At 37.2% G+C, this 16,379-nt stretch carries 16 protein-coding genes; 9 read left to right on the forward strand and 7 right to left on the reverse strand.

Going from position 1 to position 16,379, the window contains the following annotated elements; genetic code table 11:
- The first annotated feature begins 467 nt into the window (after positions 1 to 467).
- The 4 genes from DSM106972_RS40010 (at position 468) to DSM106972_RS40025 (ending at position 5,305) form a co-directional block, all read left to right on the forward strand.
- On the forward strand, positions 468 to 1,862 hold the full coding sequence (locus tag DSM106972_RS40010) for a VWA domain-containing protein (protein ID WP_127085918.1): 1,395 nt from the start codon (positions 468 to 470) through the stop codon (positions 1,860 to 1,862).
- A 179-nt stretch (positions 1,863 to 2,041) separates the two neighbouring features.
- The gene (locus DSM106972_RS40015) at positions 2,042 to 2,611 is read left to right on the forward strand and encodes a hypothetical protein (RefSeq protein WP_127085919.1); all 570 of its coding nucleotides are present in this window, start codon (positions 2,042 to 2,044) and stop codon (positions 2,609 to 2,611) included.
- 382 nt (positions 2,612 to 2,993) lie between these two features.
- Entirely contained in the window at positions 2,994 to 4,106 is a 1,113-nt protein-coding gene (gene cas6 / locus DSM106972_RS40020; protein ID WP_233787009.1) for a CRISPR-associated endoribonuclease Cas6, read from the forward strand.
- A gap of 521 nt (positions 4,107 to 4,627) precedes the next feature.
- Positions 4,628 to 5,305, forward strand: a complete 678-nt coding sequence (locus DSM106972_RS40025) for a tetratricopeptide repeat protein (RefSeq protein WP_127085920.1) — start codon at positions 4,628 to 4,630, stop codon at positions 5,303 to 5,305.
- A 134-nt stretch (positions 5,306 to 5,439) separates the two neighbouring features.
- Here the strand turns inward: DSM106972_RS40025 and DSM106972_RS40030 are convergent, their stop codons facing one another.
- Entirely contained in the window at positions 5,440 to 5,661 is a 222-nt protein-coding gene (locus DSM106972_RS40030) for a hypothetical protein (protein WP_127085921.1), read from the reverse strand.
- Between the two features lie 274 nt (positions 5,662 to 5,935).
- Complete coding sequence (locus DSM106972_RS55155) at positions 5,936 to 6,067, reverse strand: hypothetical protein (protein WP_267901213.1); 132 nt, start codon at positions 6,065 to 6,067, stop codon at positions 5,936 to 5,938.
- A gap of 176 nt (positions 6,068 to 6,243) precedes the next feature.
- Between DSM106972_RS55155 and DSM106972_RS56020 the strand changes: the two genes are divergently transcribed.
- The 3 genes from DSM106972_RS56020 to DSM106972_RS40040 all read left to right on the forward strand — a co-directional run bounded on the left by DSM106972_RS56020 (position 6,244) and on the right by DSM106972_RS40040 (position 10,572).
- A complete protein-coding gene (locus DSM106972_RS56020; protein WP_411675384.1) occupies positions 6,244 to 6,600 on the forward strand; it encodes a hypothetical protein in 357 nt (118 codons plus the stop codon).
- Between the two features lie 542 nt (positions 6,601 to 7,142).
- Complete coding sequence (locus DSM106972_RS40035; RefSeq protein WP_201800846.1) at positions 7,143 to 8,453, forward strand: GNAT family N-acetyltransferase; 1,311 nt, start codon at positions 7,143 to 7,145, stop codon at positions 8,451 to 8,453.
- A gap of 100 nt (positions 8,454 to 8,553) precedes the next feature.
- Positions 8,554 to 10,572 (forward strand): YehQ family protein, encoded by a 2,019-nt coding sequence (locus DSM106972_RS40040; RefSeq protein WP_127085922.1) that lies wholly within the window; start codon positions 8,554 to 8,556, stop codon positions 10,570 to 10,572.
- Positions 10,573 to 10,633: 61 nt separating this feature from the next.
- On the opposite strand, the gene DSM106972_RS40045 is transcribed toward DSM106972_RS40040, so the two are convergent.
- The 3 genes from DSM106972_RS40045 to DSM106972_RS40055 form a co-directional block, all read right to left on the reverse strand.
- Positions 10,634 to 11,311 carry a YdcF family protein gene (locus DSM106972_RS40045; protein ID WP_127085923.1) on the reverse strand — a complete coding sequence of 226 codons (678 nt, stop codon included), beginning with the start codon at positions 11,309 to 11,311 and terminating at the stop codon, positions 10,634 to 10,636.
- A gap of 4 nt (positions 11,312 to 11,315) precedes the next feature.
- A complete protein-coding gene (locus tag DSM106972_RS40050) occupies positions 11,316 to 11,954 on the reverse strand; it encodes a DUF2301 domain-containing membrane protein (RefSeq protein ID WP_127085924.1) in 639 nt (212 codons plus the stop codon).
- Positions 11,955 to 12,046: 92 nt separating this feature from the next.
- Complete coding sequence (locus DSM106972_RS40055) at positions 12,047 to 12,835, reverse strand: SAM hydrolase/SAM-dependent halogenase family protein (RefSeq protein WP_127085925.1); 789 nt, start codon at positions 12,833 to 12,835, stop codon at positions 12,047 to 12,049.
- A gap of 133 nt (positions 12,836 to 12,968) precedes the next feature.
- Here DSM106972_RS40055 and pirA point away from each other — a divergent pair, with 133 nt between their 5' ends.
- Positions 12,969 to 13,124, forward strand: a complete 156-nt coding sequence (pirA, locus tag DSM106972_RS52350) for an arginine synthesis PII-interacting regulator PirA (protein WP_170213639.1) — start codon at positions 12,969 to 12,971, stop codon at positions 13,122 to 13,124.
- A gap of 65 nt (positions 13,125 to 13,189) precedes the next feature.
- On the opposite strand, the gene DSM106972_RS40060 is transcribed toward pirA, so the two are convergent.
- The gene (locus DSM106972_RS40060) at positions 13,190 to 14,062 is read right to left on the reverse strand and encodes a DNA N-6-adenine-methyltransferase (RefSeq protein ID WP_127085926.1); all 873 of its coding nucleotides are present in this window, start codon (positions 14,060 to 14,062) and stop codon (positions 13,190 to 13,192) included.
- 299 nt (positions 14,063 to 14,361) lie between these two features.
- Between DSM106972_RS40060 and DSM106972_RS40065 the strand changes: the two genes are divergently transcribed.
- Positions 14,362 to 14,712: a helix-turn-helix domain-containing protein gene (locus tag DSM106972_RS40065; protein ID WP_073618492.1), complete on the forward strand. Its 351-nt coding sequence runs from the start codon at positions 14,362 to 14,364 to the stop codon at positions 14,710 to 14,712.
- Positions 14,713 to 15,069: 357 nt separating this feature from the next.
- Here DSM106972_RS40065 and DSM106972_RS40070 read toward each other — a convergent pair whose 3' ends face one another.
- Positions 15,070 to 15,642 carry a GIY-YIG nuclease family protein gene (locus tag DSM106972_RS40070; RefSeq protein WP_186538377.1) on the reverse strand — a complete coding sequence of 191 codons (573 nt, stop codon included), beginning with the start codon at positions 15,640 to 15,642 and terminating at the stop codon, positions 15,070 to 15,072.
- Positions 15,643 to 16,379 lie beyond the last annotated feature (737 nt).

The following is a 16,379-nucleotide window of genomic DNA, read 5'->3' on the forward strand; positions in this document are numbered from 1 at the left end:
TTGTATTTTTTAGTTGTGTTGTTATATATTTAAAAGTATAGCACAACACCCCAAAACTAATGACACGGACTACTAGTGGTCTGTGTCATAAGTTTTGGTAGGTTGGTTTGCAACGGATGTAACGGATGTAACGGATGAGTTATTCGTCAAAAATATAGATTTTGTTATCTAAAATTACCTATCCGTTACATCCGTTTCACATCCGTTGCTAGCCTACCCACCAAATTTAATGACATGAACTAGTAGTTACGCAAAACCAAGGGCGCCTTTATAAAAGCATTTGGTGCAATGGTTAGAGAAGATTATCCATGTAACTTTGGACTGTTAGTATAGTTTTAGCAAATTTCTAAATTAACAAAAGTTAACTCAGTGGTTATTATTTCGATTATTCTTCTGGAGGCTAAAATAGTATTTTAATACTGCAATTCCTTATTTGAGTTTTATGTTGCAACTACGAACCCGTTATTATGGACTTAAATGAAAGGCACCGTCGTTGGCAACTAATTTTAGAATCAGGTACTGAAGGTGTGTTTGGCAAAACTTTAGATGATATTTCCCAGGCACGCGCGCAAGCTATTACATTTCTCTATGACCGGGAATATAATTCCAAAGGTAATAAATCACGGAATATTCGTCCTGGCAGCTTGGGTACACAAAGAAAAGTCAGCAAACTTTCTAAAAGTGGGCAAAACAGTCACGCGACACAAGAAGATAAACCATCTCAACAACAAGCAAAACAAACCGAAAATTTAAACAGTGATGGTTCCAGCGAAGCTTTGGCGCCTTCTCTTCAACAAAAATCAGAACAAGAAAATGGTAATAGTAGTGACAAGTTAGAACAAACTGGACAAGGAGAAGGACAAGGGCAAAGTGGGGATCAAAATTTTGTTCCACCTTTAGACCGTCAGGGAGGGATAGGACCATCTATATTAACGATTCCCGACTGGATTAATGCGATACACGAATTGTTTCCACAAAAAACTATTGAACGTTTGGAAAAGGATGCATTGGAACGTTACCAGCTTGAAGAAATGGTGACAAATCCAGATTTGCTAAGTCGCGCGCAACCAAGCCAAACTTTACTCAAAGCTGTACTACGTACTAAGCATTTAATGAATCAAGAAGTGTTGGCAATGGCACGTCACTTGGTTAGAAAAGTAATTGAACAATTAATCGAGAAACTCGCGCAAGAAGTAAAATCTCCGTTTATTGGTGCAGTTAACCGAAAAAGGTCTTTTCTAAAAGCTGCCAAGAACTTTGACGCTGATACTACTATTCGTCGTAATTTACAGTACTATGACTTAGCAACCAAACGTTTGTACATTCAACAACCTTACTTTTTCTCTCGTGTCCGGCGCCATCTCGACCGTTGGCAAATTATTATTTTGGTTGATGAGTCAGGTAGTATGCTCGATAGTGTAATTCATGCAGCGGTAACGGCAGCAATATTCTTTGGCTTAAAACAAGTACGCACTCACCTTTGTTTATTCGACACTTCAATAGTTGATGTTACTGAAGATTGTTCAGACCCAGTAGAAACAATCATGAAAGTACAGCTAGGTGGTGGGACAGATATTGGTAAAGCACTTGCTTACGCTGCTACTTTAGTTGAGAATCCCCGCAATACTATTGTGATATTAATTACAGATTTCTTTGAAGGGGCGCCTGTACAGCAATTACTCACCACTACTAAAAACTTAATCGAAAGTGGCGTAACATTGCTGGGACTCGCGGCTTTAGATGAACAAGCTAATCCTAATTATGACCGTAACATAGCGCAACAAATGGTTAACCTTGGCGCCAGTGTTGGGGCAATGACTCCAGGAGAATTAGCTGAATGGGTAGCACAGAAGATACGGTAAATTTGCAACGGATACAACGGATGTAACGGATAGGTTATTTAAAAATAACCAAACTTTTTTTGTAACCAATCACTCATCCGTTACATCTGTTCATCATCCGTTGCCAATCTTCCCTCTGTGTCCTCTGTGACTCTGTGGTAAATATCTTTACCATCAAACCAGCTTATAATACGAAGAAAATGATAGATAAACTAACTCAAGAGCAAGAAGCATTAATTCCTGTATATCAAGAAAAATGGAATAAAATTGCGCTATCAACAGAGAGTATAGATTTTAATAAGCTTAAAGCTGATATTGAAAAAGCTTGCAGTATACTGGGCGTTAATATTCCTAAAATATCTTTTTACGAAAGCCCATATGCTGCATTTAAAGAAGACATAGTATACCCTTGTAGTGAATTTTTAAGTCAACTGCGCTCGCAAATTTTAATAAATCCGGCTGATAAAATTTCCTATTCATCAAAAGATTATTTAATAAATAACTTATATTTAAATCAAGACGTATGGCAGAAGTTAATACATGCACTAATGTTTATATACGAAGTATTACAAGATAACCTTGATAATGGAGATGTGTTTATTAATGAAGATGCATATGGTTATAATGATGATTGTGGCACCACTTATTACTACCCTGAAATATTAAGTCTTAATTGTAGTTATTTAGATTTTTGTATTTCTGTATTAGGTATTCCTCATAATCAAGAAATTTGGGAAGTTTATCAAGATATAATTACCAATTGTGGTTGAATTTTTGAAGATTACAAAGGAGATTATATTGTTTGTAATCGCCCAGTAAAACTTTCTTTTGATAATCAATGTACTATCCACGCTGAAGGAGAAGCGGCTATTCAATACGCTGATGGTTATGCTATTTATGTATATCATGGTGTACGCATTGAATTGAAAGGGTAGTTCTAAAAAGTAGATTATTGTACTCATGCAAACATTTTGTGTCGGCATCAGGGGTATCTACAATCGCTATTTATTTGCTAATTGGTAATAATGCGAACTATATTTGTGATTAACCTACAATCATATATGGAATAGTAGCATTTCCCCCTTTCTTAGGTCGCTTGTATCAAACCCAGAACATGTAGAATAAAGTTAATGAGTAAAATTGCATCACATTGTGCCAAGAGTAATAGCAAAACCCAAACGAAAAACTCCTATTTGGTCAAAGAAAACTGAAATAGTCAGCTTGGCATTTGACCTGATTGCTTCTAAAGATGCCATACTTTACCCTCAGTACACTACAGGACTTCATGCTTGGTTTTTAGACCAAGTTCGCAGTATTGACCCAGATTTATCAGCTTATCTTCACGATGGACAGTCAGAAAAAGCGTTTACAATATCAAACCTTGAGGGAAATTTAATTGTTTCAGGACAGCATTTACATGCAATAGCAAACCAAAGCTATCGCTGGTACGTGACTGGACTTTCTAAAGAATTAGTGCAATGTTTAGAGATTTGGTTGAAACAATTACCTTCAACTATTGCACTTAGGCATTGTCCTTTAGTAATTCAAAATTGTGAATTAGCACTACCTGCTACAACCTATCGTGAGTTATATAACGCTGAACTAATTAACCAAACTATAAAATTAAGTTTTGTAACTCCCACAAGTTTTAGGCGCCGTTCCCATCATTTCCCGTTACCAGTTCCCAGTACAGTATTTCAAAGCTACCTGCGGCGATGGAATAATTTTTCAGGCATGGAATTTGACTCAACAGAATTTAGTGATTGGGTAGAGAATAATGTAACCATAAATCGTCATCGCATTGCGTCAGAGAAAGTAGCAGCGGGTAAACGAGGAATGGTGACAGGGTTTACAGGTATGGTGGAATTTGGATTATCTAGTAAAAGAGAGCCAAACCCAGAATTCGAGAAATTATATTACGCCTTATATAGACTGGCGCCGTATTGTGGAACAGGACATAAAACAACATTCGGACTAGGGCAAACACGCGCTTGTTGGATAGAAGAAGAAACAATAGAAGCCCCATCATTACAAACTATATTGGCACAAAGAATAGAAGAACTAACAGAAAAATTCAGAATCCAACGCAAACGCACAGGAGGAGAACGCGCGGATTTAATAGCAGAAAAATGGGCAACAATATTAGCACGTAGAGAATTAGGAGAAAGTATAATTGCAATAGCCGAAGATTTAGAAATACCGTATGAAACCGCAAAAAGTTATTTAAAATTAGCACGACGCGCAATAAACGTAGGGGCGGGTTAACCCAAAATCCACACACATAAAACAATCAAACAAAACCCGCCCCAAACCCAGCCCCAAAAACGCATCAATCATAAACACATTATAGCGGCGCCAATCATTAAGAGTAAGCCAAAAAATGAATTATCCTGCGGTGTCATGCTGAGGTACGAAGGGCGCAGTTTTCCCGTTATCCGTAAACGGAGTTTTCCCGCAGGGTAGGATATCCCGAAGGGTAGGGTAGCATCTCCGCGAGATTATAATTCAAGTTTTACAACAAAAGCGGATATGCTGATAAAAATGACTGGAGTCCGCTTTTAGCAAGTGAGAATCCTTTCGTGTAGTAATCAGCGTACTAATACGGACTATTAGCGTTAGATAAAACACTTCTTATTAATGCAAATGGCGCCTGCCAAATCGAATAAAATAGAGTATTATTATATACCAATAAACTTTAAGGCTCAATTCGTATAGTACTTTTGCATTGCATGAATAATTATTACTTTAGAATCTTTTCCATAGCTTCAGTTATCACAATACTTATATTGCTAACTAGTAAAACATTACTGAGTAGTAATAATAAAGCTAACGAAAACCAATCTAATTCAACCGAAACAATAAAAACAGAAAAGCCACAACAATCACAAGTAGAATTATCTCAACAAAAACAGTGGCGCCAACAATTATCTGTACTACAGCCAAATTTAAAAAAATACCAGCAAGATGGTAATATTACTCAAGAAATATCAACATTAAGTCAAATAGGTATTATTCATAACGAGCTAAATGAATATTCACAAGCATTAGAATATTTACAATTAGCCCAAACGAAGCTCAACGCATCAAATTTGGCGCCAAGGGAAAAATCTTTTATGGAATCTGAGCTACTTGTTGGTTTAGGAACTATTTATGCTGACCAAGGAAATTATCCTCAAGTTTTAGAAATTACAAGAAAAATATCTCAGTCTAGCTCTTTAAGTATAGGTGATTTGGGTAGCAATGCAAAACCTACACCAGACAAAAAGCAACCGCCAGAAGTAAATATAAGAAAAGATGCTTATACACTTTATAGCATCGCAACCACACAACAAAAACGCGGTAAAGTTCGTGAAGCATTACGCACTGCTGAAGAAGTATTAAAAATGCTCAGAACAGTAAATGAGAAAAACGGCGAACAAGAAGTTACTAATTTTATTAATACTCTGCGTCAGCAATTACAGTAACTCTATTCTCAAAATATAAATAAAAAAGATAGAAGTTGAAATTTACATCAATCAACTTCTATCAAACCTTTTACATGCATTATACAAATATAGCCTTCAAGCATCTAACTATCTAGCTAGAATTACTTTGCACCTTAGCCGTTCAACATAACATCAGGGCATCGTCTACGACAAACTTTTTTACCATTGATAATTTCACAGATTAAAACAGGGTATCCACCTCCGTTACACTGTGCAATTAACTGTTGAGGTTTTAAGTTTGATGAGGTTTGGGCTACAACTGGAATTACATTTAGTAATAGGGTAGTTGCAGTTGACAAGAACGCAGCAAAACTAAAAATTTTTGACTTTTTCATGGTCAATCTCACAAACATTGTATGTTTAATAGATTTGTAAGTTGTTATCCTTACCCATCTAAACGTTTACATGTTTGGCTATTCAGGTTTATGCAACTTATTCAATATAAACAGGCGCCTTATAGGTTTACACAAAGGCTCAAGATGACTAGCACCCTCCCAATGCTGATGATTTCAAATATCTGGCTTATTCCAAACCTTAGTCCTAGGTTGGTGTAGAAGAACGTAAACGTTTCTCAAGCAGCCTACGCATTCTCACTAGACCGCGACTTCGTTATTTATTATCCTGAGAATGGGAACGGCGCCGTGTGTTAAATTTATTTCTAAGAAGTCTTATTAAATAAACACATTTTGCTTCGGGCGCCATTTTTAATAAATCATAAGCCCGTAGCGATACATCTTCCATTACTGTGTTTTTTCCTAAGTACGATATACTTTTAAGTAGCTTATATTTTGGCGGCTCGAAGCGGGAGCTAAAACCTAGGGGGTTCTGCCAAAATGCTCAGAACCTAGACAACATAATATTTACAGCAATTCAGTATTTATAATAAGTGAGAAATTGTTTCAATACTGGCGCCTGAAATGGCATCTTTTTTTAGTCCTGCCAAAACCTACTCTCAGAAGCTTATTCTACGGTGGTTACAGGCGCCGGGGTTCTTACCACTACTTCTCCGTGAGGAGATTGAAACCTCTCTTCGTTATGCCGAATTGCATGACAAGGCTCTGTTCTTACCACTACTTCTCCGTGAGGAGATTGAAACAACTTTATTAGCAACATCTTTCGGATTGCGGTCAGATAGTTCTTACCACTACTTCTCCGTGAGGAGATTGAAACTTGTTAGCACGATGATTATTAGCCGTTTGTTGGGTTACGCAAAGCCTCCACCCAACCTACAAATTTTCTTAACCGAGCAGTATTGTATACTCAAAACGGCTTAAAACTATACTTTTTATGCAAACGTAAACCTTTAAGATGCTTCGTTCCTCAGCATGACAAAGTTCATTTTTTACCCGTTTGCAGTATATCAGTTCCGAGTTTCTTACTACCACTTGTCCGTAAGGAGATTGAAAGATTACGAACGTAGCTTCAATCTTTAGTAATTACACGAACAATTTATGATTAGCGCTCCTGTATCTTTATACCTTTATACTCATTATTTATTGCTACTTTGTACTTACGCTAACAATATTATTAGCGTGTGCTGAAAGCAGATATCAACGTGGTTCTGTTCCAAAAAAAGGCGCCAATGTTAGAAAAGCAGGTATCAATGGGTATTCTAATATTAGAATGCAAAGATTACTTCACTTTTAAGCGTGCAAGCGCATAAAAATGACGTAAGAAATTGTCAAAAAATCCCCTCTAACCCCGTGAATTCGGGAAAAAAAGAGCATTTTAGTCTCATTATTAAGGGGAAAAAAAGATAATTCTTAGCCCCCCTTATTAAGGGGGGTTGGGGGGATTATAACTTTTAAATAAAACTGTGCTTAACTCTCAAAACAATTCCCAAAACAACCATCCTCTACCACCTGGATACTCCATTCGTCTTGCAACAGACGAAGATATTCGCAAGCTAAATAATAATATCAATATACCGATTTTAATCGGTACATTTTTAGGTTGCTTAGTCATCTCAATTCCAATTATTCAAATTGTTATTCAACAAAGCTTGCAGAATTGGGAAAACATGCAGAGAGCTATATTATATGAGACTGGAACGCGAAGAAACACACCAACTATTGAAGATTTGTATCAAATTATTATTAACTTAGGTATAGATAAATTTTTCTTAGGAATTACCACAAGTCTTGCAATTGGACGTGGTATTTATTTATTATTACAGTCACTTTTCCCACAATCAAAGCACAAATTTCAACGTTGGGTTGCTGAATATAAAGGTAAAATAATCGGACAGGCAATACTTGAAAGAAAGCGTAGTTACACATTACTTATATATATATGTGTAAATTCTAGCCATTGGTGGCAAGGTATTGGTTCTTGCTTAGTATGGAATAGTATAAAAGATGCAAAAAAGCCACTTTATTTAACATGTAGACCAGGACTAAAACCTTTTTATCAACGCTTTGGGTTTGTTTCAGTACCTAATTTTGAGCAACCAGTAGAGTTTAGACGATACAATCTTGGTTGTGTCATGGTACTGCTTAATAAAGCTATTTTACCATTAGAACGGCGCCAATCTCAGTATCCATTACCTGCTAATCATTCAATTACCAGCTTTGACAACATCTGGATGCGATGGCAAGTGTATAAACAATTATGGTCAAGTCAAGTATTTAAACAGTGGCGCTTCTATATCTTAAACTTTATAGCTGTAATATACATACCTTTAATTTTAATTCTTGTAGCTATTTGGAATATACTTATCACCTGGGATATTTCCTGGTTAGCTGGTATAATTAGCATTATTGCACTTTTAACACCAATATTTACCATCTTTATATATTGGCAAGAATGGAGAGTCGAAATAAATAACAATACAGTTGCTTATGCTCACTTATCATGTCGTTTAAAATACTCCATCCTTTACTGTTTGTATGCAGAAAATAGCCCCCTTCTTCAACAAATTAGTCAAGCCTTTTTAGAGCGATTAAGTCGAAGAATTCAATTACCTATATACCTAGTTTGCTCACGTCAAGAAGCTAAATTATATACCCAGCTAGGTTTTTTTCCAATCAGTCAGCAACTCTTACCATTTGAACTACAAATTATCCGCTTTCAACATTACGTTGCACTTAAATATACGGCGCCTATAAATACGCAAACTGAACAATAAGTTTTGTAAAGTTACCAGACGAGAAACCCTTGTATGCACTGCACAGGCGCCTTTGACTTGTGCTACAACGTAATAAAATCCCAAAGAGCGCGTAAGTAATATGTCACGTCAAGATTTACTTGCACTTACCACAGATGATTTAACTGTCCTTAGTAATAGAGGATTAGTTAAACGTGCGCTCAAGGAACTCGAAGAGGGGAAATTATCTTATGAGTTAACACAAGACACTCAAGGTAATATTTCTGTACGCTGGTCGGATGTAGAATGTATATTGCCTGCTACAGAAGAATTAAGTGACCGTCATTGTAATTGTTCTGCGACTACTGTTTGTCGTCATCTTATTCGTTCGATTCTGATTTATCAACGTACTCAAGAAGCTAAACCAGACTCTCAAACCTCTTCACAATTTTGGAATCCTGGGGATATTAGTGATGCAGAACTGAGTAATTATTTTAATAAAACTATCATTACGCGCGCTAAAAGTGAATTTGACTCAGGTCATGTTATCGAGCTTATCAAAAGTAACAAACCTGTTGCCCGTATTCATACTTTAGCTTATACGGTTAGATTTTTAGTTCCTGGTGATATTCGTTATACTTACTGTGATTGCTCTGAACCTGCTCCTTGTCGTCACGTTCTTTATAGTGTTTGGGCTTTTCGCAAACTTCAACCTGAACAAATTAGTGGTATTATTTCTACACAGCAAGAAGCGGCGCCTATTCCCGTTGATGTATTAAATGATATTGAAGATAACTTGAACTCATTACTAAAAAGCGGAATTAGAGGTGTTAATAAAGCTTATATTAGTCGTTTACGGCGCCTAGAACAAAATTGTCGCGCTTCTTCTTTAATTTGGCTAGCAGAAATTATTGCAGAAATTATACAAGAAACAGAACGTTACGAATCTCGTGACGCGCGCTTTTCTCCCATACGAGTAGTTGAACTTGTCGGAGAACTTTGTATTCGCAGTGATGCTATACGTAACGATACAGGCGCCGTACCCCAATTATTTATTCGCGGTTCCCAAACTGATAAACTTACTGATATAGGCGCCGCACGATTAATTAGTTTAGGTTGTGGTGTGCAGGTGCGTCATAAAAATGTACAGCTAACTACTTATCTTCAAGATACTGACTCTGGTAGTGTAGTTGCGATTTACCATGATTTTCCAGACTCTCAAGATGATAACCTTGTTGATTTTTGGCAGTTGGCTCAAAATAATGCATTTAAACAAGTCTCTTTTGCTACTTTGAGTGCTGGGCAAATGCTGGTGAAAGGAGGCAAACGAACACCCAATTATCAATTTTTACCAGGTCGCGCACAAGTAGTAGTCAATCCTCAAACTTTTGAATGGGAATCGTTACGACCACCTTTACTGGTTGAAGATTTTAATTCATTGCGAGCGTATTTGGAGTTATTACCCCCTACTTCACTACGTCCCAGAAGACTTACTGAGAATTTTTATGTTTTCCAAATTCATCAGCTACAAAGTGTTGAGTTTTGTAACGTTGAGCAAGTAGTTAAAGCTAGGCTTTTTGACCAAAGTAATAATCAAGCTGTTCTGAAGTTTCCTTATTTATATAGAAGCAGAATTGGAACTGAAGCTTTATTAAAATATGTTACAAACCCATTGTTGTTTGTTGCAGGTCACGCTCATTTAACTACCGAAGGTTTGGTAATTATTCCTGTTTCTTTAATTTTTGAGGTGGATAATAAGCGCGTTATGCTTCAACCTTGGATTTGTGGCGCCGATTTTGAACGAGTTAAGTATGAGGGTGAATTATTACTTGATGGTTCTCAGTTAGATTTATCTAATAAGCATCCAATAAATTTGGTTTTGGAGGAGTTGCAACAAGTTTTGAGCGATTCGTTTATTATAGGATTGGAAAGAGTTGATGCACAAGTTATACATGAGTGGCGAAGAGTTTATAGTTATGGTCAGAGTATAGGGTTTAGTTATTTGCTGGAACCGATAAGTAAGTTGGTAAAGATTTTTGAGCAGAGGTTAGAGCGGGAAAATGGCGCCGTTATGTCTGAAGCTATTACAGATTTTAATTCATCTGTGGCTCAATTGGTGCTTCAAGTTTGTGTTTTGGTTAGGTTATCTCAGGATATATAAGAGTAAGTATGTGGGAAAGTGGGAAAGCGCTAAAGCGCTTATTACTAGTGGTTTCAGGGTTTTAATAGGTTTTGAATAGTGCGTAAATATAGGCTATGGCTTCGGGAATTACTGTTCGTATTCCTTCGCTGGAACTCCACCATCTTTTTGTGTCGTAACTGCGGGTTTCGGCGGCAATTACACCTATTTTTACATTTGGTAAGACTTTTTTGTATAGCATCCAGCTACGTCGCGCGTGTACGTTATCGCTGAATAGGTTCATTGATTCTAGTTTAATTGGAGATGTTGCTAGTTTTTCTTTTAATGCAATCACTGATGCATATGTTCTATCTTTTCTGACGTCTGGTGTTGGTATTGGTATTATTTTATCTCCGTCGGCGCCCATCGCTTTTAATGTGGAGAAAGCAAGGTTTGCAAAGTCTTTATATTCAGATAAATAATATCCACGTTGTAGGGGAATGCCTGTAGTTATTATATGAGTATATGAACCCATTTCAAATTCATTTAATGCTTGTTTTAGTGCTTCGTCAGCAAGCCATCCTTCGACTACCAGTATATCGGCTTTTATTGGAGAGGTAACGGCGAGAAATGGTTGAACTTGAGTTATTAAAATTGTGATTAAAGCTAGGATTAGTGTAGTTGTTAGTATCCAGCCTTGTAGTGTTAGAGTCAACATTTCTTGCCGTTTTACTAATTTAATATCAAAAGGTTTTTTCCTTTTACTAACTTTACTACGCATTTAGTTATGTTGAAGGTTGTTCCTTTTGTTGTGCTTTCAAATAAGCAAACACTGATTTGTCTCCAATATCCGGAGGAATTGCTTGAATTAATTTGCGTGTTGCGAAGACTACAAAGAAAATAGCCCAAATGCCTAATAACGCCCGCTCCCACTGTAATGGTAAAATTCCTAACATGTGTCCTAGTAGTAGTGTGGGTACTAGGGGAGTTAAAATTTTTGTTTCTAAGCGATTAAAACAAAATGCTTCTTTGAAGAAAATACCTGTGAGCGCTGCAAATGTAAAACCTATTCCTAGTATGGTTAATGGATGGGTGTATACGGTTACTGCAAAGGGTTGAGGGTCTGTATGTGCGACAAATAAAGCTGCGATACTACCAATTACCCAGAATGCTTGTAACGCTCGATGCAGTGCTGCCATGTATATGTGGATGAATAGTAAGCTGACACCTAGGGCTATACTAAAACATGTGTATAGGGGTGTTAGAAGTGGGTAGATGTTGGGGTTGTTATTGAATAATACTAAGATGGCGCCTGTTGCGAAGCATGATGCAGCAACTGCTAAACCTGTACGGTAGATTATTACTCCCCGACGGTCGTCCGAATCTACTGTGAATTCGCCAAATTGTCCTTGATATATTTCCATATGTTATTCCTGTGTGGATGGGTTGGGTTGGGGTGGGTCGGGTCGGGTCGGGGCGGGTTTATGTATATCCTAATGATAATGAAGATTTTGCGTTAACCCGCCCCTACCTCTACCGTTTGTGCTAATTGTATATTTAATTGTTGTTGGGCGTTGCCTCTATTAATTGCTATTTCTACCCAACCTTCACTTCCTACTAGTGCAATTGCACTATCTATGGGTACACTATTATATGTTGCTCCTCCTTTTATCTTTAAGTTACCTACTACGATATGCCAAGTTTTACCTTCTACGTAGCTTCCGGGTATGTTGGTGATTAGATTTCCGAATATGTCTATATATTGGATGCAACCGACGGCGCCTGTGGTAATGTAACAGCATTTGGGCAAGTTAAGTTCTACCAAACTATCTATATCTATTTCCCTACCTAAATTTTTTATTGGAACACCACTGGCAAGATGTGCAGCACACGGAGCAAAGATGTCTCGACCGTGAAAGGTGTAGCTCGGATTAGGAACTCTCCAATATTGTGGGTTTGTTAATTCTACTGCTCGAATCGCTCGACTTTGACTTAATACCCCACTAATTATGCCATTATCCGGCGCCACCAAAAACCCATGTGCAAATTCTACGGCAACGGCACGTCGCGTACTTCCAACACCTGGGTCAACTACTGCCATGTGTACTGTTCCATCAGGAAAATAGGGACAAGCACTCATTAAACAAAACCGTGCAGCAGCTATATTTTGCGGTGGAATTTGGTGCGTTAAGTCTATCACCCTCATTTCTGGGTTAATTCGAGCTATTACACCCTTCATTACACCGACATAAATATCACTTAAACCAAAATCGCTTAACAAGGTAAGCAGTTGTGGAGAAATCATCGTGTTATCACATAGACACTTATCTTGCTTGCTACATGATAAATAATTACATTTCTGTAACAACAGTTACCAAATTTATGCTATATTATGAATACAAGACATAGATATTTATAGATGATAGAGGCAAATTACTATGATTCGTAACAAGTTTGAGGCTGCTGAAAAAGCGCGCGAAGCACACAAACAAAGCATTAAAAAGAATTTAGAGCATCGTCTAGAAGTTGCTAGAACCAAAGGTGATGAGAACTTAATCCGCCAAATTGAAGCTGAAATGCAGTATTTCAATTAACCCATCACAAATTTTTGTTGTTGTAGAGACGTTACATGTAACGTCTCTACACACGTTGGGTTGTTTTACAAAATAATTCCCAACATCCCCAAAATCTCATTCACAGGAGCTTTGCTAATTTCTAGCTCCAGAATTATGTTGAACAAATGCTTTGGTATATATGTACTGCGAGAAATTGTTTTGCTTCCTGTGTTTAATTCCCAGTCATACCAAGGTTGCTCATACTGCTTACCATTTCTTTTAGTTACAGTTCTAAAATGAATTCTTCCCGTTCCTTTTCCTCTGCTTCTCCTTTTGGTACTACTGGTTAACTCAACTGGTAGTACTTCATCGTTTGATGGTAGTTGCTGCGCTTCATCTGACTTCCAAATTGGAAGGTAGACTATACCATGCGGTTCAAATACTTCTTTGAATCTATACTGGTTATTTCCCCAGTAAAGAAAACAGTGAGACTGTGTTGCTGGTAAATTGGGTTGTGAATTTGCGTCTAAAAATGTAATTCGTTCTTTCCAAAAACAAACTGGTTGAGTCTTTAATACTGAATTTAACCAGTCTGTATCCGTCTGTGCTGGTAAAAGAGCAACCGCTTCACTGACTCTGCCACTTGATACTTCGGTTTGTAATTTTGCTATCCACTTGTCTGGATGAGAAGAAGGTGGGTACAGGAAAAGGCGCCCATTCCACTCATGTTCTAATCCATCATCTATTCTGGTGTAATGGGAACGTGCTGGAATATTCTTATTACCCTCTGCACAAGGGTCTAAGTCAATCTCATTTAAAACCCTCTGTACAAGGGAGATAATATTTGGTGGAGTGTACCATTCATCTAAATGTTGTGTATTCGTTGTATAGTAAGCACTCGGAGCTTCTTGAGTAACAACGCGCGTTGTTCCCAAGTTTTGGTACTTCAAAGAGTACCGATTGATTACATTAACCATTTTTAGCAGCCATTGTTGATTTTTCCGCAGAAATCTCTTTTTACGTGTATTACCGTTCCCGCTTCACCACCAAAGTGTGCTACTAAAACCATGATTAATTCTGTGAATTCAGTTAGATGGTGTACCGGGTTGCAGTATTAAGTTTTGTCTATGTGCGAGAGCTATAGCGTCTGAGTACTTACAAACTGTTACCTCCGCGATTATTTTGATAGTATTGAGAAGTAAGTTAATTCGCTATTATAAATTAAGCCACTACTGAATATTATAAGCGATCATTCAGTCATGGCGTAACCAAACTTATGAATTTTTCACAGGCTTTGGATAGAACCCTCGAAAAGTATGGGATTAGTGCTAAGTGGCTGTCTGAGCAAACAGGTGTTTCTCAGCAGATGATTAGTGGCTTTCGGCGGGGTCAACAGCGAATTTATTCTGATAGTCTAGAGCGACTGTTAGCTGGATTACCCTCGGAAGCTAAGAATTATCTGTTATGCCAACTAGGAGAAGTTGATACAAATAAGATAGATATACGCTCGTTGGTGCTATCGGCATCACCGACCGAAAAAGCAGAAATTTTAAATACACTCGCTAATTGGGTACTTTTAAGCAAAGAAGAAATAGCACAAAACGCGGAATTAGTCAAGATTAGATAAATCCTATCAACAAATAATTGAATGGATTTACCAGGCTATTATGTGCTGTGTACTTTTGTGCTGGCTTCAATTGCAGGCGCCTATAATAAAATACGTTATTCAGTAAGTAACTTCATCACTATAAATTTTTTAAAGTTATTTGTAGCCAAAGAGTATTTATATACCTGTTCGATTAATACTAAGTTCGATTAATACTAAGTTCGATTAGTTTCTGCTTGTGGATATCAAGAAGAAATCGCACTTTGGGATTGTATCGCTGGGGATAGAATTGATTAATACCAATAATAACTAGTTAATGGTGCGTAACAGCACAAAGTTATTTTGTTTGAATCGAATTTGTTTATGCTGTTACGCACCCTACTCTTTACCAAAGGGTTGTCCCCAATATTTCCAATTTTCTTTGTTGAATGGAGATTTCCATTTCTTGATTAACTCTAATTCTAATCGCTGTCGCGGTCTTGTTGGTACAGGTGCATCCCACCAAAAGCCGATGTTTACTGCTGTCTCTAATTTATATCTATGATGTAAGTCTTGGTAATTTTCAATATACCGCTTACAATCATGTACTCCTTTCCATCGTTTGTTAGATTTACAAGTTTCACCGATGTATAAAAGTAGATTAGCTGTTGAATCAATTACAAAATATAGACAAGCTTGTCCAGGACTATCTACAGGTAGTCGATAAAAAGATAACGCTGATAAATGTAGGGTAAATGGGTCGATAAAATTTGGGTCAACGTGCGACTTGGGCACGTCGAATAAACTTACTTCTTCTATTGGTTCGTTTGTTGTTACCTGTTGTTGATGGATGGCAATTTGTTTTTTCCATTTGGAAAGTGCTATATCATCCATCAATAACAAAGGGCTTCGATTAAGTGGCGCCCTTACTATATCAGTTGGTGAGAACAAGTCAAGTTGATTTGTCTCCAATGGCAATCCCCAATAAATGCGACGCTGGTCATGCTATCACTGGGGTGTTACATTTGTAAACAATAAACAAGTACTATTTTATACTGAGAAGTATATTCGTGGCGCCGAGCAACCTAAATTTACTAAAAGTACTACCTGTTTACTTAACCAGTAGTACTTCACAGTTGTGACTTAAAAATTCATTATCTTGATAAAAGTACCCCCAATTGAAAAATATCCGTTTTTAATCTTGTAGGATAGGCTTGGAGCCTGTCCGTCTTAAAACATTATTGGCGCCCGCACACCATAAGGAACAGTGAGCAACTGGGTAGGCGCCGTTCACAGTACTACCTGTTTACTTAACCAGTAGTACGAGAAAGGGTGCTGATTTAAAAGTTGATAATCTTGTTAATACTAATCTCTAAACAATCAGATTAACGTAAATATCACTACTTGCTTTTGAAATTAACTACGTGTTATTCTCCTCCGGAGACACTCCGTGAACGCAAAAAAAGCGTTGTTTTACAGAATGAATAGATATGAATAATAAATTTTTTATACAGATAACCCCACAGACATTGGGTGATATTAATTTCAATTACTGGGGCTTATTTACTATATCCCCCAGTAAAATATTATCGGCGCCCACACACCATAAGGAACAGTGCTGGTATTCGCTGCTCAAGTTATAAATATGATAATTTTTACCACTTGACTCAAATCGCTGTTTATTTAAATTACTGGGGCTGTTTTTACTG

It is taken from the genome of Dulcicalothrix desertica PCC 7102 (assembly GCF_003991905.1).
GTDB lineage: Bacteria > Cyanobacteriota > Cyanobacteriia > Cyanobacteriales > Nostocaceae > Dulcicalothrix > Dulcicalothrix desertica.